This window comes from Pseudomonas sp. WT-JTC (assembly GCF_056711565.1).
Map to the genome: position 1 here is coordinate 54,077 of NZ_CM160042.1, position 24,453 is coordinate 78,529.

Sequence of the window (24,453 nt, forward strand, 5' to 3'; positions counted from 1 at the left end):
CCCATCTGTTTGCAGGAGACAGGACATGACTGCTGTAATCGATGAACATGTTCATACCGCCACCGACCACGCCCACGGCCCCGTCAAAGGCCTGATGCGCTGGGTGCTGACCACCAACCACAAGGACATTGGCACGCTGTACCTGTGGTTTGCGTTCTCCATGTTCTTGCTAGGCGGTTCGTTCGCGATGGTGATTCGCGCCGAACTGTTCCAGCCGGGACTGCAAATCGTCCAGCCGGAATTCTTCAACCAGATGACCACCATGCACGGCCTGGTGATGGTCTTCGGTGCAGTAATGCCGGCTTTCGTCGGCCTAGCCAACTGGATGATCCCGCTGATGATCGGCGCGCCGGACATGGCCCTGCCGCGGATGAACAACTTCAGCTTCTGGCTGTTGCCGGCAGCGTTCCTGCTGCTGGTATCGACCTTGTTCACCGCCGGTGGCGGGCCGAACTTCGGCTGGACCTTCTATGCGCCGCTGTCGACGACCTACGCGCCGGAAAGCGTGACCTTCTTCATCTTCGCCATCCACTTGATGGGGATCAGTTCGATCATGGGGGCGATCAACGTGATCGCGACCATCCTCAACCTGCGCGCCCCCGGCATGACGTTGATGAAAATGCCGCTGTTTGTCTGGACCTGGCTGATCACGGCGTTCCTGTTGATCGCAGTGATGCCGGTACTGGCGGGCTGCGTGACCATGATGCTGATGGACATCCACTTCGGCACCAGCTTCTTCAGTGCCGCCGGTGGCGGGGACCCGGTGTTGTTCCAGCATGTGTTCTGGTTCTTCGGTCACCCCGAGGTGTACATCATGATCCTGCCGGCGTTCGGTGCCGTCAGCTCGATCATTCCGGCCTTTTCGCGCAAGCCGTTGTTCGGCTACACGTCGATGGTCTACGCCACGGCGAGTATCGCGTTCCTGTCGTTCATCGTGTGGGCGCACCACATGTTCGTGGTCGGCATTCCGCTGGTGGGCGAGCTGTTCTTCATGTACGCCACGCTGCTGATTGCGGTGCCAACTGGCGTGAAGGTGTTCAACTGGGCCAGCACCATGTGGCAAGGCTCGCTGACCTTCGAGACGCCGATGCTGTTCGCCGTGGCATTCGTGATCCTGTTCTCCATCGGCGGCTTCTCCGGGTTGATGCTGGCCATCGCCCCGGCGGACTTCCAGTACCAGGACACCTACTTTGTGGTCGCGCACTTCCACTATGTGCTGGTGCCGGGGGCGATCTTCGGGATCTTCGCCTCGGCCTATTACTGGATGCCGAAATGGACCGGCCACATGTATGACGAAACCCTGGGCAAGCTGCATTTCTGGCTGTCTTTCATCGGCATGAACATGGCTTTCTTCCCGATGCATTTCGTGGGGCTGGCGGGCATGCCGAGGCGAATCCCGGACTACAACCTGCAATTCGCCGACTTCAACATGGTGTCGTCGATCGGCGCATTCATGTTCGGCGCCACGCAGATCTTCTTCCTGTTCATCGTGATCAAGACCATTCGCGGCGGCCCCCAGGCACCGGCCAAACCGTGGGATGGGGCTGAAGGCCTGGAGTGGAGCATCCCGTCGCCGGCGCCGTATCACACCTTTACTACGCCGCCGGAAGTGAAATGAACGTACGGCCCCCTGTAGGAGCGAGCTCGCTCGCGATGAGTGTCAACGATAACGCTGGAAGCCTGACACCCCGCGGTGCTCTCAGGTTTTTCGCGAGCGAGCTCGCTCCTACATGGTTTGGCGTAGAGGCTGGTAATCATGGCTGACTCGATTTCGATGAAGAAACTGGTCACCCGGCTATTGCTTGTGGTGGCGGCGATGTTTGTCTTCGGCTTTGCCCTGGTGCCGATATACGACGTGATGTGCAAGGCCTTTGGCATCAACGGCAAGACCGCCGGGCAATACGAGGGTGAGCAAACGGTCGACACCTCGCGGCAGGTGCGTGTGCAGTTTCTGTCGACCAATACAGCCGATATGCCCTGGGACTTCTATCCCAAGGGCGAGGAACTGGTGGCCCATCCGGGGGCGGTGAACGAGATGATCTTCATCGCCCACAACCCCACTGACAAGCCGATGAGTGCCCAGGCCGTGCCGAGCATCGCGCCCAGCACAGCCGCCGCGTATTTCCACAAGACCGAATGTTTCTGCTTTACCCAGCAAGTGCTGCAGCCCGGTCAACGGATCGAGATGCCCGTACGTTTCATCGTTGACCGTGACATGCCCAAGGACGTGAAGCACCTGACGCTGTCTTACACGCTGTTCGATATCACCGCCCGACATCCACCGGTAGCTGTAAATACTGGCGGCTGAGCGTGCCCGATAAGGAGAACAATAAATGGCAACTCATGAACATTATTACGTTCCCGCCCAGAGCAAATGGCCGATCATCGCCACGCTCGGCATGGTCACCACCGTGTACGGCCTGGCCACCTGGTTCAACGACCTGAAAGCGGCGCGCCCGGAATCCCACGGGCCACTGATCTTTTTCGTCGGCGGATTGCTGGTGGCCTACATGCTGTTCGGCTGGTTCGGCACGGTGATCAAGGAAAGTCGCGGCGGCTTGTACAGCCCGCAAATGGATCGCTCGTTCCGCTGGGGCATGAGCTGGTTCATTTTCTCGGAGGTGATGTTCTTCATCGCCTTTTTTGGCGCGCTGTTTTATGTGCGTCATATCTCCGGGCCGGCGCTCGGCGGTGAAGGCGCCAAAGGCATCGCGCACATGCTGTGGCCGAACTTCCAGTTCACCTGGCCGCTGCTGGACAACCCCGACTCGAAACTGTTTCCGCCGCCCAAGGAAGTCATCAGTCCCTGGGGCCTGCCGCTGCTCAACACCGTGTTGCTGGTGAGCTCCAGCGTGACCGTGACCATCGCCCACCATGCCTTGAAAAAGGGCCATCGCGGTGCACTGAAACTATGGTTGGCGCTCACCGTATTGTTGGGCTGCGCGTTCCTTACGTTCCAGGCCGAAGAGTACATGCACGCCTACCACGAGCTGGGCCTGACCCTGGGCTCGGGCATCTACGGCGCGACTTTCTTCATGCTCACCGGGTTCCACGGCGCCCACGTGACCATCGGCACCATCATCCTGTTCGTGATGCTGATGCGGATCATGCGCGGGCACTTTGACAGCGAGCACCAGTTCGGCTTCGAAGCGGCGAGCTGGTACTGGCACTTCGTGGATGTGGTGTGGATCGGGCTGTTCGTTTTCGTTTATGTGCTTTAGAGCAGATTGTAGGAGCGAGCTACCACGGGACATGGGAAACCAGCTGGCCGCTGAAAAAGCCCCAGGCAATCAAGCCAAGGGTAAGGGCGGCCAGGGTCACGCGAACACTCAAGGCAATGACGAGCCGGTTTGAGCGGCTGTCGTCCTTGACCAGAAAAAACAGGCCGCTGAACAGGCTGACAATCGTGGCAATCAGCATCAGGACGATGGCTGCTTTGAGCATGGTTAAGACTCCGGGGGGAGAAGCGATGCACTTAAGTATAGCTATCGCGATGACCGACTTTCTGGCGATGCCATGAAGCGCTTTCGGCCGGGTATCGTGCCGACGCTGGTGGTCGCGCTGTTGCTGCCGCTACTGGTGTCCCTGGGGTTCTGGCAATTGAGCCGGGGCGCGGAGAAAAGCGCGCTGCTGCAAACATACGCCGAGCGCCGGGTCGCCGAGCCGATGGCCAGCAACGAATTGCAGTACACCACTGACCCTGCCTTTCGCCGGGTTCGCCTGCACGGCCAGTTCGATGCCGAACACAGCCTGCTGCTGGACAACAGTCAACGCAACGGCAAGGTCGGCGTCGAACTGTTGCAACCGTTTCACGATCAGGCCACCGGGCTTTGGCTGCTGGTCAATCGCGGCTGGTTGCCATGGCCGGAGCGCCGCGCTCCACCTCAATTCAAGACACCCACCGAAGCGGTAAGCCTCGACGCGTGGGTCTACGTCCCCCCCGGTGCGACGTTCCAATTGCACGCAGACCCCACAACGTTGACATGGCCGAAGCTGATTACGGCCGTTGAGCCAACCAGGCTCTGGACCGCACTGAACCGCGAAGGTTTTGCCTACGAACTACGCGCCGAAACCGGCCCCGCCACCTATCAGGCCGACTGGCCGGTGGTCGCCACGGGGCCGGAAAAGCACATCGCTTATGCCGTGCAGTGGTTCGCCATGGCGATTGCCCTGTTCGGTCTTTATCTCTATCTCGGTTGGCACAACGCAAAGGAGAAACACCATGGGAGCGGCCATGAATCCACCCAGCATGTCTGAGGCGAAACCGTCAGTGAACCGGCGCAAGGGCCGCTTGCAACTGCTGCTGATCCTGCTCGGGGTAATCGGTCCGATGATCCTCGCCACCGGCATGTACAAGCTGAATTTCTGGGTGCCCGAGGGCCGCAGTTATCACGGCGAACTGATCGGCAATGGCCAGACCCGTGCCGATATTGGCGTGCCGGCCCAGGAGGATCGCTGGCAGATGCTGGTGACGGCGCCCAAGGATTGCGCGGTGGACTGCCAGCAGCTGGTGTACCTGGCGCGACAGATCCAGATCGGCCTCGGTCGCGACGCGTCCCGCGCCAGCCATGCATTGGCCGCCGCGCAGACGTTGAACAGCGATTACGAGACTAAACTTCAACGCGAGTACCCGCAGTTGCAACGCTATTCACTGGACTTGCCGACCTACATCAAAGGTGCTCGGAGCGATGACGCGCCGCACCTGTGGATCATCGACCCCCACGGCAATCTGGTGCTGCGCTACGACCCGTCGGTGAAGGGCAAGGACCTGCTGAACGATCTGCGTCACCTGCTGAAACTGTCGAACATCGGATAAGGGCATCGTCATGGCCAAGCCTGGATTTCGCCTCGCGCTGTTTGCCACCTTGCTGGCACTGATTGTGGTGTTGCTCGGCGCCTACACCCGCCTGACCCACGCCGGTCTCGGCTGCCCGGACTGGCCTGGCTGCTACGGCTTCATCAGCGTGCCGAAAAGCGAAGCCCAACTGGCCCATGCCGAATTGCATTTCCCGGACGCTCCGGTCGAGGCCCACAAGGGCTGGAACGAGATGATCCACCGCTACTTCGCCGGCACACTGGGGATGTTGATCGCGGTGTTGGCCGGTCGCGCGTGGGTGCATCGCCGTCATCCCGGGCAACCGGTGAAGTTGCCGTTGTTTCTGTTGGCGGTGGTTGTTGGCCAGGCCGCTTTCGGCATGTGGACGGTAACGCTCAAGCTCTGGCCGCAGGTGGTCACCGGGCATTTGCTTGGCGGCTTTGCGACCTTGAGCTTGCTGTTTCTGCTGACCTTGCGCCTGTCCGGCGTACTGCCGGCGCTGACCGTGCCTCGACGCTTGCAGTACTGGGCGACGGCGGGGCTGTTGCTGGTGATCGGGCAAATCGCTCTCGGCGGTTGGGTCAGTTCCAATTACGCCGCCGTGGCCTGCATCGACTTTCCGACGTGTCACGGCCAATGGTTGCCACCGGCCGACTTCGCCAACGGCTTTCACCTTACTCAACACATCGGTCCGAATTATCTTGGCGGGCAACTGGACAGCGACGCCCGTACGGCCATCCACCTGACCCATCGCATCGGTGCATTGCTGGTCACCCTGGTATTGCTCGGCCTGGCCTGGCAATTGAAGGTGGTCGGCATGACACGCCTGGCAGGCCTGGTGCTGATCGCGCTTGGTGCACAAATCACCCTGGGCATCAGCAACGTGCTGTTCCATCTGCCGCTGCCGGTGGCCGTCGCGCATAACGCGGGCGGCGCGGCGCTGTTGCTGACCATGGTGCTGGTCAATTACCACGCCCGAACCAGTCTGGTTCGGGTCAAGCAACCAGCGCGCTGGCACTTCAGCCCGCGTAAACACTCAGCCGGGCCCATAACAACAAAAGGAGAGACGCCATGGCGATTCTGATCGGCGAACGTCCCAGTCAGGCGATCTGGCGTGACTACCTGGAACTGACCAAACCCAAAGTGGTGGTGCTGATGCTCATCACTTCACTGGTGGGAATGTTCCTCGCGACCCGTGCCGGCGTGCCGTGGACGGTGCTGATTTTCGGCAACCTGGGCATTGCCCTGTGTGCCGGTGGCGCGGCAGCGGTCAATCATGTGGTGGACCGGCGCATCGACGCGATCATGGCGCGCACCCATAAACGGCCGCTGGCCGAAGGCCGGGTTTCGCCGACCGCCGCACTAACGTTCGCGCTGGTATTGGCGGCCCTCGGGCAAGCCATGCTGCTGGCGTTTACCAACCCGCTGACCGCGTGGCTGACCCTGGCTTCGTTGCTCGGCTATGCGGTGATCTACACCGGATTCCTCAAGCGTGCGACCCCGCAGAACATCGTCATCGGTGGCCTGGCGGGCGCTGCGCCACCGTTGCTCGGCTGGACCGCTGCCACCGGTCACGTCAGCGCTGAGCCGCTGCTGCTGGTGCTGATCATCTTCGCCTGGACCCCGCCGCACTTCTGGGCGCTGGCGATCCATCGCAAGGAGGAATACGCCAAGGCCGATATTCCGATGCTGCCGGTCACCCATGGCGAGCACTACACCAAGATTCATATCCTGCTTTATACCTTCGCGCTGCTTGCTGTCAGCCTGATGCCCTACGTGATCCACATGAGCGGCACGCTCTACCTGGTCTGCGCGCTCGGGCTGGGTGCGCGGTTTCTGCAATGGGCCGTGGTGCTGTACCGTGGCACTCGGCCGCACGCGGCGATCAACACGTTCAAGTACTCTATTTACTACCTGTTCCTGCTGTTTATCGCCCTGCTCGTAGACCACTACTTATTGTTGAACCTATGACTCGAACCCAGAAAACCGTCTTCATTCTCGTCGCCCTGGTCGCACTGATCCTGGGCCTGACCGTCAACAAGGTACTGTCCGGGAAAAACCAGGGCGATCCGACCGCGCTGATCGACGCCGGCATCATTTTGCTGCCGCAGAGCCGTAATCTGCCGGAAGTGACGATGACCAATCAGGACGGCCAGCCGGTCACGATCAATGAATTGAAGGGCAAGTGGAGCCTGCTGTTTTTTGGCTACACCTTCTGCCCGGACATCTGCCCGACCACTCTCGCCCAACTGCGACAGATCAAGAGCGAATTGCCGCCCGAGGCGGTGGATAAACTGCAAGTCGTGCTGGTCAGCGTCGACCCTAATCGCGATACGCCCAAGCAGCTCAAGCAGTACCTGGGTTATTTCGACCCGCAGTTCGTCGGCCTGACCGCGGCGTCGACCGAAGAGCTGCAAAAGGTCGCCAACGCGGTGAGCATTCCGTACATTCCGGCGGACACCAGCAAGCCGAACTACACCGTCGACCACAGTGGCAACCTCGCGGTGATCGGGCCGGACGGCACCCAGCGCGGCTTCATCCGCGCGCCGTTGAACAATGCGAAGCTGGTGGCGCAGTTGCCGGTGATGCTCAAACGCAATTGAGCAACACAAAACCATGTGGGAGCGGGCTTGCTCGCGAAAGCGGTGGTTCGACCGACATTGATAGCGGCTGATACACCGCTTTCGCGAGCAAGCCCGCTCCCACAGGGGTCTATATTTCAAAGGCATAAAAAAGGGGACGCACTTGGCGTCCCCTTTTTCGTTGCAGCAGTTCTATCAGAACGCCGGCACTACCGCGCCTTTGTACTTCTCGAGAATGAAGGCCTTCACTTCCGGGCTGTGCAGGGCCGCCACCAGTTTCTTCATCGCTTCGCTGTCCTTGTCGTCCGGACGAGCCACCAGGATATTCACGTACGGCGAGTCGCTGCCTTCGATGACCAGTGCATCCTTGGCCGGATCGAGCTTGGCTTCCAGCGCGTAGTTGGTGTTGATCAGCGCCAGGTCGACCTGAGTCAGCACACGCGGGATGGTCGCGGCTTCCAGTTCGCGGATTTTCAGGTCCTTGGTGTTCTCGGTGATGTCCTTGACGGTCGACAGGATGTTGTTCGAATCCTTCAACTTGATCACGCCGGCCTTGGCCAGCAGCAACAGAGCACGGCCGCCATTGGTGGCGTCGTTCGGGATCACCACGTTGGCGCCGCCAGGTAGTTCAGCGAGGGTTTTGTACTTGCTGGAGTAAGCGCCCAGGGGCTCCAGGTGCACGCCGGCAACCGACACCAGGTTGGTGCCCTTGGCCTTGTTGAACTCATCGAGGTACGGCTGGTGCTGGAAGAAGTTGGCGTCCAGGCGCTTTTCCGCGACCTGCACGTTCGGCTGGATGTAGTCGGTGAAGACCTTGACCTTCAGGTCCACGCCTTCTTTGGCCAGGGCCGGCTTCACGAATTCGAGGATCTCGGCGTGTGGTACCGGGGTGGCCGCGACGGTCAGGGTTTCAGCGTGGGCAGAGAACGCGGCAACGGCCGCGAAGGCCACGATCAGTTTTTTCATTCAGCTAACTCCATGTGGGGCGCCCGCTTGGCGCCTGCCAGCGAATGGCCGGCTCATGTCTTACTTACGGGAAAAGTGGACGACCAATTTGTCGCCAACGGTTTGCAGTACCTGAACCAGTACCAGCAGCAACACCACTGTCACCACCATCACATCGGTCTGAAAACGCTGGTAGCCGAAGCGGATCGCCAGGTCACCCAGACCACCGGCGCCCACCACACCGGCCATCGCCGTGTAGGACACCAGTGTAATGGCAGTCACCGTAATCGCCGCGAAGATGCCCGGGCGAGCTTCCGGTAGCAAGGCATTGGTGATGATCTGCCGCGTGGTCGCGCCCATGGCCTGGGTCGCCTCGATGATGCCGCGATCGACTTCGCGCAGGGCGGTTTCCACCAGGCGGGCAAAGAATGGCGTGGCACCCACCACCAGCGGCGGGATCGCACCGGCAACACCGAGGGACGTGCCGGTGATCAACACGGTGAACGGAATCATCACGATCAGCAGGATGATGAACGGCAGCGAACGCAGAATGTTCACCACCAGCGACAACATCGCATAGACGCCTTTGGCTTCCAGCAACTGGCGCGGACTGCACAGGAACAGCAGCACGCCCAGCGGCAAGCCGAGCAGCACGGTGAACAACAGCGAACCGCCGAGCATCAGCAGGGTGTCGCCAGTGGCCAGCCAGATTTCGAGCCAGTCGATATTGGCGAAGAAACTTGTCAGGGCTTCCATTAGCGCAGCACCTCCATGTGGACGTCGGCTGCGGTGAAGCTGGCGAAGGCCGCTTCCATGTCACCGCCGGTCACGGCCAGGGTCAGTTGCCCGTAAGGGACGTCTTTGATGCGATCGATTCGACCGGCAAGGATGCTGTAGTCCACGCCCGTTTCGCGGGCGACTGTACCCAGCAAAGGTGCGTAGGTCGCTTCGCCCTGGAAGGTCAGACGTACGATGCGGCCCGGGACATGGGCAAAGTCGTCACGCTGTTCGCTTTCGTCGATGTGCTCGTCTTCTTGCACGAAGCGCTTGGTGGTCGGGTGCTTCGGATGCAGGAACACCTCGGCCACCGAACCTTGCTCGACGATCACGCCTGCATCCATTACTCCGACCTGGTCGCAGACCCGGCGGATCACGTCCATTTCATGGGTGATCAGCACGATGGTCAGCTTCAACTCGCGATTGATCTCGGCCAGCAACTGCAGGACCGACGCCGTGGTTTGCGGATCAAGGGCGCTGGTGGCTTCATCGCACAGCAAAATTTTTGGCTTGGTCGCCAGGGCGCGTGCAATGCCGACGCGCTGCTTTTGCCCACCGGATAATTGCGCCGGGTATTTGTTGGCGTGATCGGACAAGCCGACCCGGGCCAGCAATTCGGCGACGCGACGGTCGATGTCGCTGCGGGACAGTTCACCAGCCAGCGTCAGCGGCAGCGCGACGTTGTCGGCAACGGTCTTGGAGGCCAACAGGTTGAAGTGCTGGAAAATCATCCCGACCTGCTGACGGAAGCGGCGCAGGCCGTTGGCGTCCAGGGCCGTGACTTCTTCGCCGTCGACGATGATCTTGCCGCCACTGGCGTTTTCCAGGCGATTGATCAGACGCAGCAGGGTACTTTTTCCTGCGCCGGAATGACCGATCAAGCCGAAAACCTGCCCGTTCTCAATCGTCAGACTGGTCGGATGCAGGGCGGGGATTTCCTTACCGGCGACGCGGTAGGTTTTATGGACGTTTTGAAACTCGATCACGTAGCGAACCTTGTGGGGCGCGTTAGAAAAGGGTCAGCGGTTAGCCGGGCGCGCATTTTAGCCTGTCCGTATAGAGGTTCTTAGCATTTATTTCGCATTTGTCCTGTCATTTGGCAATAACGCGGAGGCGAAGGCCAAAGGAATGCCGGCTTGAAATCCTCTTGCGAGGAAGGGCGTCTTCACAAGCAAACCCTCTCCCACAATGGTTCTGCGTCGGTCACAGATCCAGTGTGGGAGCGAGTCTGCTCGCGATGCTTTCAGGGTTTGCGCGGACTCAGCACTATCTGCGCCGGAACACTGCGCAAAATCTGCCGCTCCAGCTTCAGATCAAACTCAGGATCGAGCTTCTTCACCCGTTTGGTCAGCAAATTAGCCAGCCAAGGGTAATCATTGGTGCGCGGAGCCTGAATGCTCACGTCGCACTGAAAATTCACCACATCGGCGGCGATGGCGTCCAGTTGGCGACGCAATTTGCCCATATCGTTGATATTCAGCGCGACCGTGGTGCTTTCAGCCGTTAGATCGATGACCTTGGCTTTTGGCCTGGCTTCGGCAGCCTTGAGGTCGGCTTCGGCTTTTTCCAGCTCGGCCTTGCGCGCCTGGGCAATCGAGCCGTTGACTCCACCGGTCAGCGCCGGAGCCTTGGGCATCAATGCGCGGGCACGGCTCAGGGCGGTCGCGGCGGCATCCACGTCACCCTTTTGCAACACGATCTGGCTGCGGCGCAGATAGGCTTCGGCCAGTTGCCGCTGGTACTGCTCAAGGGAAGCATCGGTAGGCGATTCGGCCTGCAAGGCTGCCAATTGGTCTTCGGCGGTCGCCAGTTCATCGCTGGCGATGTTTTGTTCCAGCTGTACGATGGCCGTGGCCCGCGCATCCGCGGCCGCGGTGGCCGCCGGTGGCGTGCTTTGGCAGGCGCCCAGCAGCAAAGAAAATGCGACAAGGAGCAGATAACGGGAGGCGAACGACTTCATTCCTGCGACTCTCTATTTGCGCAAAAAACGAGCAAGTCTACACCCCTCGACGGGGCAGAACAAAACTCAGCAGAAACAGCACGGCGGCTGCCACCACAATCGACGGGCCGGCGGGGGTGTCCTTGAACCAGGACAGTGCCAGCCCGCCACACACGGCGAGTATGCCCAGCAGGCTCGCGCCCAGTGCCATCTGCTCCGGTGAGCGGGCATGACGTTGTGCCGCGGCAGCCGGGATGATCAGCAACGAAGTTATCAGCAACACGCCAACGATTTTCATCGCCACGGCAATCACTACGGCGATCAACAGCATCAGGGCCAGGCGCAATCCAGCCACCGGCAAGCCTTCGACCCTGGCCAGTTCTTCATGCACGGTGATCGCCAGTAATGGGCGCCACAACGCAACCAGCAACCCCAGTACCGCAGCGCTCCCGCCGAGAATCCAGGCCAGATCGGTTGGACTGATTGCCAGCAGGTCGCCGAACAGATAGGCCATCAGGTCGATCCGCACTTCGTGCATGAAGCTTAGTACCACCAGGCCCAGAGAGAGCGTGCTGGGTGCGAGAATCCCCAAAAGCGTATCGGATGCCAAAGGCTGGCGTTGTTGCAATGTCACCAGCAACACCGCCAACAGCAAGCAGCCAACGGTGACGGCAACGGTCGGGCTGACATCCAGCAGGAAGCCCAGAGCCACGCCGAGCAATGCCGCGTGGGACAGGGTGTCGCCAAAATAGGCCATGCGCCGCCAGACCACGAAAGACCCCAGCGGGCCTGCAACGACGGCCAGGGCCAGGCCTGCAAGCAGGGCGTAGAGCAGAAAATCAGCCATGCTTGCAGCTATCTCCGTGAACATGGTTATGGCCCGACGCGGGCGCCTTGACCACCGAGCCATGCAAGTCGTGGGCGTGGTCGTGATGGTGGTGATAAATCGCCAGGCTTTGTGCGTTTTTTCCGAACAGCTCGACGAAAGCCGGATCGCCGCTGACCTGCTCGGGATGGCCGGAGCAGCAGACGTGACGATTAAGGCAAACCACCTGATCCGTGGTACTCATCACCAGATGCAAATCATGGGAGACCATCAGCACGCCGCAACCGTGGCGGTCGCGCAGGCGGGTAATCAGGCTGTACAGCTCCGCCTGGCCGGCCACGTCGACACCCTGTACCGGTTCGTCGAGTACCAGCAGTTCAGGTTCGCGCAACAAGGCCCGGGCCAGCAACACGCGTTGCATTTCGCCACCGGAAACGCTTTGCACCGGGCTGTCGATCACCTGTTCGGCGCCGACTTCCTTGAGTGCCGCCAGGGCCATCGCGCGGTCCACGCCTGGCACCAGGCGCAAGAAGCGCAGGACCGACAGCGGGAGGGTCGGATCGACATGAAGTTTTTGCGGCATGTAACCGACCCGCAGCTTCGGCTTGCGCCAGACACTGCCGCTGTCCGGTTTCAACAGGCCGAGCACGGCACGCACCAGTGTGGTCTTGCCGGCGCCGTTGGGGCCGATCAGGGTAACGATCTGCCCCGGCTCGACGCTCAGCTCAATGTTGTCCAGCACCGGTTGCCCGGCGAACGTTACGGCAACCTGCTCAAGACGGATCAGTGCGTTGCTCATCAAGCCCCCTGGCAGCCCGAGCAGAGACCGACCACTTCGACGGTCTGGCCTTCGACGACAAACCCGACATCCCTGGCGCTGGCGATGATCGCGTCACTGATGGACTTTTGCTCAAGTTCGATCGCAGCGTGGCATTCACGGCAGATCAGGAACTGACCCTGGTGAGCATGTTCCGGGTGATTGCAGCCGATGAAGGCGTTGAGCGAGGAAATGCGATGGACCAGGCCGTTTTCCAGCAGGAAGTCCAGCGCGCGGTACACCGTCGGCGGCGCGGCGCGGCGGCCGTCCTGCTCGCTGAGAACCGCGAGAATGTCGTAGGCACCCAGGGGCTTGTGGCTTTGCCACACCAGTTCCAGCACTCGCCGGCGCAAGGCGGTCAGGCGCAGGCCTTGACGTGCGCACAGGGCATCGGCCTCGGACAAAGCGCTGTGAACGCAATGTGAGTGGTCGTGGGGGCGGCTGGCAATCGGTGTTTTTAGCATGAGCGGCGACGAGTTTTGTGAGAGACGTTATTATGTTACTCGTTCTCGCCTCTTCGAGTAGTCATCGTGTCCCGACTTTTTTCTATCTTTGTCGCATTTGTCGCAAGTTTTCTGTTGATCGGTTCGGCGCAAGCCGAGGTCAAGGTTCTTACCAGCATCAAGCCTCTGCAATTGATCGCCGCGGCCGTGCAGGACGGCGTGGCGATTCCTGAGGTTTTGCTGCCGCCGGGTGCCTCGCCGCATAACTATGCGTTGCGCCCATCCGACGTGCGCAAGGTGCAATCGGTGGACTTGCTGTACTGGATCGGCCCGGACATGGAAGGTTTCCTGCCGCGCGTGCTCAATGGTCGTACATTGCCCAGCGTCGCCGTGCAGGACCTGCCGGGTATGAAACTGCGCCGCTTTGCCGAAGATAGCCACTCCCACGCCGAAGAAGCCGACGAACATGATCACGATCACCGTCCGGGTAGCCTGGATGCGCATTTGTGGCTGTCGCCGGTTAACGCTCGGGTCATTGCCGCGAAAATGGCAGCTGACCTGAGTGCCGCCGATCCTGACAATGCTGCGCGTTATCAGAGCAACCTGAAAGCCTTCGACGAGCGTCTCGATGCACTGGATGCGCGCCTGAAGAAGCGCCTGGCCGATATTCAGGGCAAACCCTACTTCGTGTTCCACGAAGCCTTCGATTACTTCGAGGACGCTTACGGCCTCAAGCACGCGGGTGTGTTCAGTGTCGCGGCCGAAGTGCAACCCGGTGCCCAGCACGTCGCGACAATGCGTGCGCGCTTGCAGGAAGTCGGCAAGACCTGCGTGTTCAGCGAGCCACCGCTGCGTCCGCGTCTGGCGGAAACCCTGGTAGCCGGGTTGCCGGTGAAACTGGCTGAGCTGGATGCGCTGGGCGGGTATACGCCGGCCACCGCTCAAGGGTATGAGCAGGTGCTGGAGAAGCTGGGCAATGATCTGGCGGGGTGCCTGGAGTCACTGTAACTCAACATTTGCGGTGCCCCATTCGCGAGCAAGCCCGCTCCCACATTAGACCGGGTTCTTCCAGATGGAATGCGGTCAAATGTGGGAGCGGGCTTGCTCGCGAAGCTTTTAGAGGGCGAACGGCAAAGGCGTGTTGACTGTCTGCCTCTGTGCCAATCGCAATTGAAATTCCATCGGATCGTGAATCAACACATCCTGCCCGGCAAATGACTCCGCCGCGATCAACCGCGACAACCAGAACCGTACGCAAGCCACCCGCAACATGGTCGGCCACAACTCGGCTTCGGCAGCGGTGAACGGTCGCAAGGCCGCGTAAGCGCCCAGCAAGGCCCGCGCTCGCGGTCCATCGATCACGCCGTCGTCGTCCGAGCACCAGTCGTTCAGGGCAATCGCCACGTCGTAGAGCATCGGCCCGGAGCAGGCGTTGTAGAAATCGATCAGCCCGGTCAGGTGCGTGCCTTCGAACATCGCGTTGTCGCGGAACAGGTCGGCGTGAATGTTCGCCCGCGGCAGAGCCAGGATTTTTTCCTTCTGCCGGGTGATTTCATCCAGCGCCCGTTGCAGCAGGTCTTTCTGTTCGGCACCGAGGTGTGACAGAAACTGCGTGCCCTCTTCCAGCATCCAGTCCAGGCCGCGATCGGTTTTGCGCTTGATCATGTTGCCCTGGGTCGCCAGATGCAGATGGCCGAGCAACTCACCGACCTGCGCGCAATGTTGCGCGTTGGCTTGCTTGATGTGCTTGCCGGCCAGGCGCGGTTGCAGCAAGGCAGGTTTGCCCGCCAGTTCGCGCAGGGCCACGCCGTCGGTGGTGCGCAGGGCGTAAGGCACCGGCAGGTCGGCGCCGTGCAGCACGTCGAGCAGTTCGATAAAGAACGGCATTTCCTGAACCGGACCGCGCTCGACCAGGGTCAGGACGAATTCGCCCTGCTCCAGGCTGATAAAGAAATTGGTATTTTCGCTACCGGCGGCAATCCCCTGGAAATCAAGCAGGCGGCCGAGGCCATAAGGGGCGAGAAAAGCTTCCAGCTCGGGCCGAGCCAGGGGGGTGAACACAGACATGTTTAAACTGCCAGTACGGGCGCCGCTGTTGAGCCAGCGCCGATTAAAGTTAAGGACGACTTACCACTTAAATATTTCCCACGCCGGAATCAGCATATCCGGGTAATCCGAGCGGATGAAGTTACCTTCTGATCCGTCGGCGCGTACCAGGAAATATGGCTTGCCGCCTTTGGGCGTGACTTTGATTGCATACAGGAAGCCGTTTTGGCGGTATTCCTGGATGAGCTTGTCCCCTTCCGTGCGGATCGTGACATCCGGCTCTGGTGTCGGCGCACCGTCCGCCGCCATGACGGCCAATGGGGCGATTGCAAACAAGCCAGCCAGCAACAGGCGATTTGGTGTGCGCATGATAACCTTGTCCCTTTGTCGTCAACGGTCCCGCTATTCTAGCGCCGGACCCGCCGAAAAGGTTGATCCTGCTCATGAGCCAAGCCCCCCTCGTCCTGGTGGACGGTTCTTCTTACCTCTACCGCGCCTTTCACGCGCTGCCGCCGCTGACCACGTCCAAAGGCCTGCCGACCGGCGCGGTCAAGGGCGTGTTGAACATGCTCAAGAGCCTGCGCAAGCAGTATCCGGACAGTCCGTTCGCCGTGGTGTTCGACGCCAAGGGTGGGACTTTTCGCGATGACATGTACGCCGAATACAAGGCCAACCGTCCGAGCATGCCTGACGATATGCGCGTGCAGATCGAGCCGCTGCACCAGAGCGTGATCGCCCTGGGCTTCCCGCTGCTGTGCGTCGAAGGCGTCGAGGCCGATGACGTGATCGGCACCTTGGCCCGCAGCAGCGCGGCGGCGGATCGTCCGGTGATTATCTCCACTGGCGACAAGGACATGGCGCAACTGGTCGACGGCCACATTACCTTGGTCAACACCATGACCGGTAGCAGCATGGACGTGGAGGGCGTGAAGGAGAAATTCGGCGTCGCTCCGGAGCAGATCATCGATTATCTGGCTCTCATGGGCGATTCTTCCGACAACATTCCCGGTGTTCCGGGTATCGGCCCGAAGACGGCTTCAGGCCTGCTGGTCGGTGTGAATGGCGGCCTGACCGAGCTCTATGCACAGCTCGATATCGTGCCGACCCTGCCGATTCGCGGCGCCAAGACTCTGCCGGCCAAGCTCGAAGAGCACAAGGAGATGGCATTCCTCTCCTATCAACTGGCAACGATCAAGGTCGACGTGCCACTGGACATCGGTCTCGATGACTTGCAGATGGGTGCGGAAGATCCGGACAAGCTGTTCGAGCTCTACACCCTGCTGGAGTTCAAGAGCTGGCTGAGCGATCTGCAGCGGGACGCCAAGCGTATCGAACTGAGCAGCGCTGCCGAGCCTGAGCCGGCGGTTGATCTGTTTAGCGCTGTCGAGGCCGAAGCACCCGTTGTGGCCGCTGAAGCCCAATATGAAACCATCCTCGATCAGGCGCGATTCGATGCCTGGCTGGAAAAGCTGAACAAGGCCAGGCTGTTTGCCTTCGACACTGAGACCACCGGCATCGATGCGCAGCAGGCAAAACTGGTTGGCCTGTCGTTCGCGGTTCAGGCCAACGAAGCGGCTTACATCCCGTTGACCCATTCTTACATCGGCGTGCCGCAGCAGCTGGATCGCGACACTGTTCTGCGCGCGCTCAAGCCGATTCTGGAAGACCCGAACAAGCTCAAGGTCGGCCAGCACGCCAAGTTCGACATGAACATCCTGGCCAACTGCGCCATCGGCGGCGATCAGGACAACGGCATCACCGTACGCGGCATTGCCTTCGACACCATGCTTGAGTCCTATGTACTCAATTCCACGGCCACGCGCCATGACATGGACAGCCTCGCGCAGAAGTATCTGGACCACACCACGGTAAGTTTCCAGGACATCGCCGGCAAAGGTGTGAAACAGCTGACGTTCGATCAGATCGCCCTGGAGCAGGCCGGACCTTACGCCGCCGAAGATGCGGATATCACCTTGCGTCTGCACCAGACCCTGTTCGAAAAACTCTCGGCCATTCCGAGCCTGGCCAGTGTGCTGACTGACATCGAAATCCCGTTGGTGCCGGTACTGGCGCGTATCGAGCGCCAGGGCGCATTCGTCGACGCCGCCCTGCTGGGTGTGCAAAGCATCGAGCTGGGCGACAAGATGGTGGCGCTGGAGCGCGAAGCCTTCGAGATCGCCGGCGAGGAGTTCAACCTCGGTTCGCCCAAGCAACTTGGCGTGATCCTTTACGAGAAGCTCGGCCTGCCGGTATTGAAGAAAACCGCCAAGGGCCAGCCATCCACCGCCGAAGAAGTGCTGGCCAAACTGGCCGAAGACGACTATCGATTGCCGAAAGTGCTTATGGAATACCGCTCCATGAGCAAGCTCAAAAGCACCTACACCGACCGTCTGCCGGAGCAGATCAACCCGCGTACCGGGCGAATCCATACCTCGTACCACCAGGCGGTGGCGTCCACCGGGCGATTGTCCTCCAGCGATCCGAACCTGCAGAACATCCCGGTGCGCACCGCCGAAGGGCGTCGCATCCGCCAGGCCTTTGTGGCCCCGGCCGGTTACAAGCTGCTGGCGGCGGACTATTCGCAGATCGAACTGCGGATCATGGCGCACCTGTCCCGGGATGAAGGGCTGATGAACGCCTTCCGCCACAACCTGGATGTGCACACCGCGACCGCCGCCGAAGTGTTCAAGGTCGAGTTGGCCGAGGTGACCTCCGACCAGCGCCGCAGTGCCAAGGCGATCAACTTCGGTCTGATCTACGGCATGGGCGCGCAGAAGCTCGGCAAGGACATCGGCGTCGACACCAAGACCGCCAAGGCCTACATCGATACCTACTTCGCCCGCTACCCTGGCGTTCGCCAGTACATGGACCGCACGCGTGCCCAGGCCGCCGAGCAAGGTTATGTCGAGACGTTCTTCGGCCGTCGCCTGTATCTGCCGGACATCAACTCCAACAAGCCGCAAGAGCGCGCCGCCGCCGAACGCACGGCGATCAACGCGCCAATGCAAGGCACCGCTGCGGACATCATCAAGAAAGCCATGGTCGCGGTGGATAACTGGCTGACCGCGTCTGGTCTCGACGCCAAAGTCATTCTGCAGGTGCACGATGAACTGGTGCTTGAGGTGCGTGAAGACCTGGTCGACCAGGTCCGCGATGAAATTCGCGTGCACATGAGCGAGGCCGCGAAACTGGATGTCCCGTTGCTGGTCGAAGTGGGTATTGGAAATAACTGGGATGAGGCTCACTGAGGCTTGTAGGAGCGAGCTTGCTCGCGATGGAGCGTCAGATACATCGATTTCGACTGAAATTCCATCGCAAGCAAGCTCGCTCCTACAGAAAACTGTCGTGTTCTGCTGCGGCATAGAGCCGCGGCAGAAGGCGCAGGTCGTTTAGACCGGAAGATAATCAGAGTTATTCCAAAGCTATTTGAAAAAAATCTGAACTAATCTTGCGAACCACCACTCAGAGATACTGAATGGCTGGTGAAGCCCTTCGATGCTCCTATGTTGTGTTAAGTGTTGGCAGATATCTGGACCCCGCCCTAGCGGTCTAGAGCTTGAACCCCGGAACTTCTCCCTCCCCATATGAAGTCCGGGGTTTTTTTTGCCTGGCGAAAACTGTCCGTGATGCGCTCATGCTGCGTTAAAAGCGCGGCTCGAAATGCTCATTTAGGCCCCTAAACTCCGCTTTCGAGCCGCGCTTTTGCCTTGCCTGAGCGCACCACAAACAGTTTTTGATATTTATTGAATCTCTACCTCGGCAACCTTGTCCGCCAGTTCCATCCAGCCTGCAAGCACTGTGTAGGCTTCTTCCAGGCCCATGCGCTTGGGGGCCGAGAACAGCTGGATCGTCACGAGATCGCCCCAGCCCTTGCGGATTTCCGCCTGAACCTTGAGCAGCGTGTTCTTGGCCGCGCCATAGGTCAGCTTGTCCGCCTTGGTCAGCAGAATGTGCATCGGCATGCCGGCAGCCACGGCCCAGTCGAGCATCAGCAGGTCGAAATCGGTCATCGGATGGCGGATGTCCATCATCAGGATCAGACCTTTCAAACTCTCGCGCCCACCCAGATAAGCCTCGAGGTGACGCTGCCAGTGTTGCTTGAGCGGGATCGGTACTTTTGCATAACCGTAGCCCGGCAGGTCGACCAGACGGCGTTCATCGTCTAGCTTGAAGAAATTCAACAGTTGCGTGCGCCCCGGGGTTTTCGAGGTGCGCGCCAGGCTGGCGTGGGTCAGGGTGTTCAAGGCACTCGACTTGCCGGCGTTGGAACGCCCGGCGAAGGCGACTTCGAAGCCCTCGTCATCCGGACATTGGTCGACTTTGGCGGCGCTGAGCATGAAGGTGGACTGTTGGCACAGACCGAGGATGGGATTCTTGAGTTGCATGGGATTTCCGATGTGGGCGGCGCCAGGAATGGGCGCGGCAAGCAGTGTCGCTTCCGTTTCAGTGACGCCAGTATATAATGCCGCAGATTTTGTGTGCGCTTTGTCCCAGCGTAGGATGAAGTTCACGAGAGCGACAGACCTTGATTGCGCACTAGAACGCAGCACGCTCTCAACCCTGAAAAGGTCGTTTTATGACGAAATGGCTGCTAGCTGCCGGTGTCATGATGCCGCTTTACAGCGCTCAGGCTACACAGGATCCGGAAGCTGTGTACAACCGTGTTTGTGGTGCCTGTCATTCCGGCCAACTCCCCATGGCGCCGAAAAAAGGCGATCAGGAAGCTTGGACGCCGAGGTTGGCGAAAGGTATGGAGACGCTGGTGCAACACGTGACCCAGGGTTTCAAGGCGATGCCGCCGCGTGGTTTGTGCATGGACTGCAGTGCCGAGGATTACCAAGCCATCATCCTCTGGATGAGCGAGTAAACCCGGCCCATAACTCTTAACCCTTAGCCGTAGTTGGATTAGCTGATGAAGAAATTGATCGTGAGTCTGCTGTTGACCGTGGGCATCTCAGGCTTCGCCCATGCTGCAGGTGAGGCAGTACAACCGGGTGATGCAAAAGTCGGCCAGGCCAAAGCCGCCGTATGTGGCGCCTGCCACGGCCCGGATGGCAACAGCATGGCGCCAAACTTTCCAAAACTGGCCGGTCAAGGTGAACGCTACCTGACCAAGCAATTGCACGATATCAAGTCGGGCAAGCGCACCGTTCTGGAAATGACCGGCCTGCTGACCAACCTGAGCGATCAGGACCTGGCGGACATCGCCGCCTACTTCGCCAGCCAGAAAGGCAGCGTCGGTGCCGCCGATCCGAAAGTCGTGGCTCGCGGTGAAGCACTGTTCCGCGGCGGTGATCTGACCAAGGGCATGCCAGCCTGCACCGGTTGCCACTCGCCAAATGGCGCGGGCAACGCACCCGCCGGTTTCCCGCACCTGGGCGGCCAGCACGCTCAGTATATCGCCAAGCAACTGACCGATTTCCGCAAGGAAGAAGGCGGCCGCAACAACGACGGCGACACCAAACCGATGCAGACCATTGCCAAAAAGCTGAGCGACGAAGACATCGCCGCGGTGTCCAGCTACATTCAAGGCCTGCATTAAGGCCGGCGGATCGGGCGTTGAACGGGGTGCTTATTACCTGCAACGTTAACGCTCGATTAATCCGTCCCGGCAAGTATAAAAAGGGTGGCTTTGGCCGCCCTTTTTTGTGGCCGCTGCCGTTACACTACAGAACTCAAGCCCGCCAGGATCTGTCTGATGACAAGTCGCGCGAGGCGAAAAAATTTGTCCAGGAGTGAAGCATGCGTAATCTGATCATCAGCGCCGTTTTTGCCGCTGCCAGCCTGTTCGGCATGACTGCCCAGGCCGCTGAAGCCCCCGCCGCACCTTATGTCGAACTGAGTAATCCGGTTCCGGTCGCCGTGCCTGGCAAGATCGAAGTGGTCGAGCTGTTCTGGTACGGCTGCCCGCATTGCTACGCCTTCGAACCCGTGATCAATCCGTGGGTCGAGAAATTGCCGACGGACGTGAATTTCGTACGCATTCCAGCCATGTTCGGTGGCGCGTGGGATGCTCACGGTCAGATGTTCCTGACCCTTGAAGCCATGGGTGTCGAGCACAACGTTCACGCCGCGGTGTTCAACGCAATTCAGAAAGAACACAAGAAACTGGTCGACAAGGATGACATGGCCGACTTCCTCGCCACCCAAGGCGTGGACAAGGACAAGTTCCTCGCGACGTTCGACTCTTTCGCCATCAAGGGGCAGATCGTCAAGGCGCGTGAACTGGCCAAGAAGTATGAAATCACCGGCGTTCCAACCATGATCGTCAACGGCAAGTACCGCTTTGACGTAGGCTCTGCCGGTGGCGCTGAAGAAGCGCTGCAACTGGCCGACAAACTGATCGACAAAGAGCGAGCGGCTAACAAGGCTGCCGCCAACTAAGGGCAGTCACTGCCATGCGCCGATGGGGTACTGAACGCATCGTTGGCCTGCATGATCCACGGGTCAACGAGCATCATCTGGAGTCCGCGGGCTTGCCGGCAGACAGTCGTCTGCGCTTGCTCAGTTTCAATATCCAGGTCGGTATCAGTACCGAGCGCTATCGGCATTACCTGACCCGGGGCTGGCAGCATCTGCTGCCGCACACCGGGCGTGCCGACAATCTGCAGAAAATCGGCAATCTGCTGGGCGACTTCGATCTGGTCGCCTTGCAGGAGGCCGATGGCGGCAGCCTGCGATCAGGCTACGTCAATCAGGTTGAACACCTGGCCCAACTCGGCGCCTTTCCCTACTGGTATCAACAACTCAATCGCAATCTCGGTCGCCTGGCCCAGCACAGCAATGGCGTGCTCAGCCGATTGCGCCCGTGGGCCATTGAAGATCATCCGTTGCCGGGGCCAAAGGGTCGCGGAGCCATTCTGGTACGGTTCGGCGAAGGCCCGGAAGCGCTGGTGGTGGTCATGATGCACCTGGCATTGGGCGCCCGGGCGCGCAGCCTGCAACTGGCCTACATCCGCGACCTGATTGGCGACTACAAGCACCAGGTACTGATGGGCGACATGAACACCCATGCCAGTGACCTGCTGCACAACTCCGCGTTGCGCGATCTCGGTCTGCTCGCGCCGCAACTGGAAGCGACGTTCCCCAGCTGGCGCCCACAGCGCTGCCTGGACCATATCCTGCTGAGCCCGAGCCTGACCCTGGAAAAGGTCGAGGTGCTGGCACAGCCCATTTCCGATCACCTGCCGGTCGCGGTAGAGATTCGTCTGCCGGGTTCGCTCACGGCCGATGCATTGCCCGCGTTGAGTCCTGCCCCTCGCGGATCCCATGAATGAGCGACGAAGCACAGCGCTGGAAAGAAAAATACCTCCAAAGCATCGAACAGCAGGAAAAGCTCGAACGTCGCTGGGATGCGCGGCTCGACTTGCTGCGTCGTGGACTGGTGCGCAGCACCCTGGCGGCCGAAGGTACTGACCGCGCCGTTGACCTATGCATGAAGGAAATGCGCGAGGTCGTGCGTACCGACGACATGGACGCCGGCCTGGCCGCACTGATTCCACGCCTGGAAAAGGCTGTGCTCGACTCGGAGCAGCGTCGGGAAACCCGGGTCAACCAGACCAGTGCCGCCCTGACCGCGCTGGTCACTCAGCTGCAAACATTGCCGCTGCCGCGGGATGTGAGCCGACCACTCAAGAGTTTCGCCAAGCAACTGGATGCGCGGGTCAGTCAGGCACGTGAGATACCCTTGTTGCTCAGCGAGCTGAGTGGCTTGCAAGGCAAGGCCCTGAGCCAGCTGGAGGCCCCGACGGAACCCGGTCGGCCGGGCTTGCTGCAGCGGTTGTTCGGCGGTCGTGAAGCGGAGGAGACGGCGACTTCTCCTGCGCCGGCCGCCCTTGTAACCGAGAGCCCTGCGGCGAATATCGAGTCGACCCCGCTCGTCATTGAGCCGGCTATCTTCGAAGTACCTGCTGCTGAGCGAGTTGAAGGCGAGTCCGTGCCCACCGAGCCGGCAGCCGTGGCTTTTGCACCTCCGGCTGTGGAGCCTCAACCAGTCAGCGCAGATGCGGCAGAAATCGAATCGGCCGAGAAACCGACTCCGGAAACCATCACGACACCGCCTGAGCCGGAAGCCAACCCTGATGAACTGACTGCGCAAGCATCGCCGGATAGCGTGCCCTTGCCTGCGATTCCAACGGAGGACGTGGTCGCCGCTGATCAGGCGCAATCCGGGCACGACATTCTCTACGCACTCCCGGATTCCCCCGAGCCCTCCTACAGCTCGGTGGCCAGCCACATCGAAGACACGCTGCTGGGTCTGCTTGAAGACCTGACATTGCCCGAACGTCATCGCCCGCAAGCCGAATCCATGCGCGATCGTCTGAAAAACGGTCTGAACTGGTACGAATTGCTGCCTATTCTCGACGACTTCGCCACGTTGATGCTGGCCATTACCGACAGCGGCCAGCACGAATTCGAAGCCTATCTGCAACGACTTAACGAGCGCCTCGAATCGTTCCAGAGCAACTTGCAGGCCGCCACCGCAGGACACGCCGACAACCGTTCGGCGGCGCGGCAGATGGACACGCAGATCCGCGAGCAGGTCGATGGCCTGCAAAGCAGCATGCAGGAAGCCGCGGACCTGGAAGATCTCAAGCACGTCCTGGAAAACCATCTCGAAGGCTTGCTGGGCACCATGGACCAGCACCAGAAGCAGCGCGATGAACGTGAGCAAGAGGTCGCTGCACGCCTGCACAGCCTGGCCGAGCGGGTCGCCCATATGGAGCAGGAGGCCCAGGGTTATCGCGAGCACCTTGAAGAGCAACGTCAGAAGGCATTGGTCGACCCATTGACCGGCCTGCCCAACCGCGCGGCCTGGAGCGAGCGCCTGGATCATGAAGTTAAACAATGGCAGCAGCATGGCAACACGCTGATGCTGGCCATGCTCGACCTCGATCATTTCAAGCGCATCAACGATAACTACGGGCACCTGGCCGGTGACAAAGTGCTGAAAATCATTGCCAGCGTGTTGCGCAAACGTCTGCGCGGAACGGATTTCATTGCCCGGTTTGGCGGTGAAGAGTTTGTGCTGTTGATGCCATCCACGCTGCCGGCGGCGGGGCTGAAGCTGCTGGAAAGCTTGCGTGCCTCCATTGAGGCCTGTCCGTTCCACTTCAAGGGAGAGCCGGTGACCATCACCGTGTCTATCGGAATGACCGCGTTCAGGTCGGGTGAGCACAGCGATCAAGTGCTTAAAAGAGCCGATCAGGCGCTGTATCGCGCAAAAAATGCCGGTCGCAACCGGGTGGAACCGGGCTGACGA

At 60.3% G+C, this 24,453-nt stretch carries 26 protein-coding genes; 15 read left to right on the forward strand and 11 right to left on the reverse strand.

The genetic code is table 11. The annotated features are described in order from the left end of the window. Positions 1-25: 25 nt before the first annotated feature. The 3 genes from ctaD (at position 26) to AC06G5_RS00265 (ending at position 3,221) form a co-directional block, all read left to right on the forward strand. Complete coding sequence (gene ctaD / locus AC06G5_RS00255; RefSeq protein ID WP_480458779.1) at positions 26-1,618, forward strand: cytochrome c oxidase subunit I; 1,593 nt, start codon at positions 26-28, stop codon at positions 1,616-1,618. A 138-nt stretch (positions 1,619-1,756) separates the two neighbouring features. Then, positions 1,757-2,308 carry a cytochrome c oxidase assembly protein gene (locus AC06G5_RS00260; RefSeq protein ID WP_057397371.1) on the forward strand — a complete coding sequence of 184 codons (552 nt, stop codon included), beginning with the start codon at positions 1,757-1,759 and terminating at the stop codon, positions 2,306-2,308. Positions 2,309-2,333: 25 nt separating this feature from the next. After that, positions 2,334-3,221 carry a cytochrome c oxidase subunit 3 gene (locus AC06G5_RS00265; protein WP_413426131.1) on the forward strand — a complete coding sequence of 296 codons (888 nt, stop codon included), beginning with the start codon at positions 2,334-2,336 and terminating at the stop codon, positions 3,219-3,221. 19 nt (positions 3,222-3,240) lie between these two features. Here the strand turns inward: AC06G5_RS00265 and AC06G5_RS00270 are convergent, their stop codons facing one another. Further along, positions 3,241-3,444, reverse strand: a complete 204-nt coding sequence (locus AC06G5_RS00270; protein ID WP_008018435.1) for a twin transmembrane helix small protein — start codon at positions 3,442-3,444, stop codon at positions 3,241-3,243. Positions 3,445-3,516: 72 nt separating this feature from the next. On the opposite strand from AC06G5_RS00270, the gene AC06G5_RS00275 reads away from it, so the two are divergent. From AC06G5_RS00275 to AC06G5_RS00295, 5 genes are read left to right on the forward strand one after another with little or no spacing between them, the layout of a single operon-like run. Beyond that, the gene (locus tag AC06G5_RS00275) at positions 3,517-4,257 is read left to right on the forward strand and encodes an SURF1 family protein (RefSeq protein WP_480458782.1); all 741 of its coding nucleotides are present in this window, start codon (positions 3,517-3,519) and stop codon (positions 4,255-4,257) included. Beyond that, complete coding sequence (locus tag AC06G5_RS00280; RefSeq protein WP_413426135.1) at positions 4,223-4,816, forward strand: hypothetical protein; 594 nt, start codon at positions 4,223-4,225, stop codon at positions 4,814-4,816. Before AC06G5_RS00275 ends, AC06G5_RS00280 begins: the two co-directional genes overlap by 35 nt. Positions 4,817-4,826: 10 nt before the next feature. Next, positions 4,827-5,900 (forward strand): COX15/CtaA family protein, encoded by a 1,074-nt coding sequence (locus AC06G5_RS00285; protein WP_413426137.1) that lies wholly within the window; start codon positions 4,827-4,829, stop codon positions 5,898-5,900. After that, positions 5,888-6,787 (forward strand): heme o synthase, encoded by a 900-nt coding sequence (cyoE, locus tag AC06G5_RS00290; protein WP_413426140.1) that lies wholly within the window; start codon positions 5,888-5,890, stop codon positions 6,785-6,787. The genes AC06G5_RS00285 and cyoE overlap by 13 nt, the downstream gene beginning before the upstream one ends. Next, positions 6,784-7,419, forward strand: a complete 636-nt coding sequence (locus AC06G5_RS00295; protein WP_413426142.1) for an SCO family protein — start codon at positions 6,784-6,786, stop codon at positions 7,417-7,419. The genes cyoE and AC06G5_RS00295 overlap by 4 nt, the downstream gene beginning before the upstream one ends. 174 nt (positions 7,420-7,593) lie before the next feature. Here AC06G5_RS00295 and AC06G5_RS00300 read toward each other — a convergent pair whose 3' ends face one another. The 7 genes from AC06G5_RS00300 to zur all read right to left on the reverse strand — a co-directional run bounded on the left by AC06G5_RS00300 (position 7,594) and on the right by zur (position 13,166). Beyond that, positions 7,594-8,364, reverse strand: coding sequence for a MetQ/NlpA family ABC transporter substrate-binding protein (locus tag AC06G5_RS00300; protein ID WP_413426144.1), 771 nt, complete (start codon positions 8,362-8,364; stop codon positions 7,594-7,596). 60 nt (positions 8,365-8,424) lie between these two features. Next, positions 8,425-9,099, reverse strand: a complete 675-nt coding sequence (locus tag AC06G5_RS00305; protein ID WP_008018443.1) for a methionine ABC transporter permease — start codon at positions 9,097-9,099, stop codon at positions 8,425-8,427. Then, positions 9,099-10,106 carry a methionine ABC transporter ATP-binding protein gene (locus tag AC06G5_RS00310; RefSeq protein ID WP_413426146.1) on the reverse strand — a complete coding sequence of 336 codons (1,008 nt, stop codon included), beginning with the start codon at positions 10,104-10,106 and terminating at the stop codon, positions 9,099-9,101. The genes AC06G5_RS00305 and AC06G5_RS00310 overlap by 1 nt, the downstream gene beginning before the upstream one ends. Positions 10,107-10,363: 257 nt before the next feature. Further along, positions 10,364-11,080: a PA5502 family lipoprotein gene (locus tag AC06G5_RS00315; protein WP_413426148.1), complete on the reverse strand. Its 717-nt coding sequence runs from the start codon at positions 11,078-11,080 to the stop codon at positions 10,364-10,366. Positions 11,081-11,117: 37 nt separating this feature from the next. Continuing rightward, positions 11,118-11,906: a zinc ABC transporter permease subunit ZnuB gene (gene znuB / locus AC06G5_RS00320; RefSeq protein ID WP_008018446.1), complete on the reverse strand. Its 789-nt coding sequence runs from the start codon at positions 11,904-11,906 to the stop codon at positions 11,118-11,120. Next, positions 11,899-12,684: a zinc ABC transporter ATP-binding protein ZnuC gene (znuC, locus tag AC06G5_RS00325; RefSeq protein ID WP_008064713.1), complete on the reverse strand. Its 786-nt coding sequence runs from the start codon at positions 12,682-12,684 to the stop codon at positions 11,899-11,901. The genes znuB and znuC overlap by 8 nt, the downstream gene beginning before the upstream one ends. Beyond that, complete coding sequence (zur, locus tag AC06G5_RS00330; protein WP_413426151.1) at positions 12,684-13,166, reverse strand: zinc uptake transcriptional repressor Zur; 483 nt, start codon at positions 13,164-13,166, stop codon at positions 12,684-12,686. Before zur ends, znuC begins: the two co-directional genes overlap by 1 nt. Positions 13,167-13,232: 66 nt before the next feature. Between zur and znuA the strand changes: the two genes are divergently transcribed. After that, a complete protein-coding gene (gene znuA, locus AC06G5_RS00335) occupies positions 13,233-14,153 on the forward strand; it encodes a zinc ABC transporter substrate-binding protein ZnuA (RefSeq protein ID WP_413426153.1) in 921 nt (306 codons plus the stop codon). A gap of 108 nt (positions 14,154-14,261) precedes the next feature. Here znuA and AC06G5_RS00340 read toward each other — a convergent pair whose 3' ends face one another. Together AC06G5_RS00340 and AC06G5_RS00345 are read right to left on the reverse strand one after the other, a co-directional pair. Further along, the gene (locus tag AC06G5_RS00340) at positions 14,262-15,212 is read right to left on the reverse strand and encodes a homoserine kinase (RefSeq protein ID WP_413426155.1); all 951 of its coding nucleotides are present in this window, start codon (positions 15,210-15,212) and stop codon (positions 14,262-14,264) included. A gap of 60 nt (positions 15,213-15,272) precedes the next feature. Continuing rightward, complete coding sequence (locus AC06G5_RS00345) at positions 15,273-15,560, reverse strand: DUF2782 domain-containing protein (RefSeq protein ID WP_413426157.1); 288 nt, start codon at positions 15,558-15,560, stop codon at positions 15,273-15,275. Positions 15,561-15,634: 74 nt separating this feature from the next. Here AC06G5_RS00345 and polA point away from each other — a divergent pair, with 74 nt between their 5' ends. Continuing rightward, on the forward strand, positions 15,635-18,439 hold the full coding sequence (gene polA, locus AC06G5_RS00350) for a DNA polymerase I (protein ID WP_480458788.1): 2,805 nt from the start codon (positions 15,635-15,637) through the stop codon (positions 18,437-18,439). A gap of 492 nt (positions 18,440-18,931) precedes the next feature. Here polA and yihA read toward each other — a convergent pair whose 3' ends face one another. After that, the gene (gene yihA, locus AC06G5_RS00355; RefSeq protein ID WP_480458790.1) at positions 18,932-19,576 is read right to left on the reverse strand and encodes a ribosome biogenesis GTP-binding protein YihA/YsxC; all 645 of its coding nucleotides are present in this window, start codon (positions 19,574-19,576) and stop codon (positions 18,932-18,934) included. A 191-nt stretch (positions 19,577-19,767) separates the two neighbouring features. On the opposite strand from yihA, the gene AC06G5_RS00360 reads away from it, so the two are divergent. The 5 genes from AC06G5_RS00360 to AC06G5_RS00380 all read left to right on the forward strand — a co-directional run bounded on the left by AC06G5_RS00360 (position 19,768) and on the right by AC06G5_RS00380 (position 24,450). Beyond that, positions 19,768-20,058, forward strand: a complete 291-nt coding sequence (locus AC06G5_RS00360; protein ID WP_008018455.1) for a c-type cytochrome — start codon at positions 19,768-19,770, stop codon at positions 20,056-20,058. 45 nt (positions 20,059-20,103) lie between these two features. After that, complete coding sequence (locus AC06G5_RS00365) at positions 20,104-20,733, forward strand: c-type cytochrome (RefSeq protein WP_413426163.1); 630 nt, start codon at positions 20,104-20,106, stop codon at positions 20,731-20,733. Positions 20,734-20,933: 200 nt separating this feature from the next. Beyond that, the gene (locus AC06G5_RS00370) at positions 20,934-21,575 is read left to right on the forward strand and encodes a thiol:disulfide interchange protein DsbA/DsbL (protein WP_480458793.1); all 642 of its coding nucleotides are present in this window, start codon (positions 20,934-20,936) and stop codon (positions 21,573-21,575) included. 14 nt (positions 21,576-21,589) lie between these two features. Further along, the gene (locus tag AC06G5_RS00375; protein WP_413426167.1) at positions 21,590-22,468 is read left to right on the forward strand and encodes an endonuclease/exonuclease/phosphatase family protein; all 879 of its coding nucleotides are present in this window, start codon (positions 21,590-21,592) and stop codon (positions 22,466-22,468) included. Beyond that, positions 22,465-24,450, forward strand: coding sequence for a GGDEF domain-containing protein (locus AC06G5_RS00380; protein WP_413426169.1), 1,986 nt, complete (start codon positions 22,465-22,467; stop codon positions 24,448-24,450). Before AC06G5_RS00375 ends, AC06G5_RS00380 begins: the two co-directional genes overlap by 4 nt. Positions 24,451-24,453 lie beyond the last annotated feature (3 nt).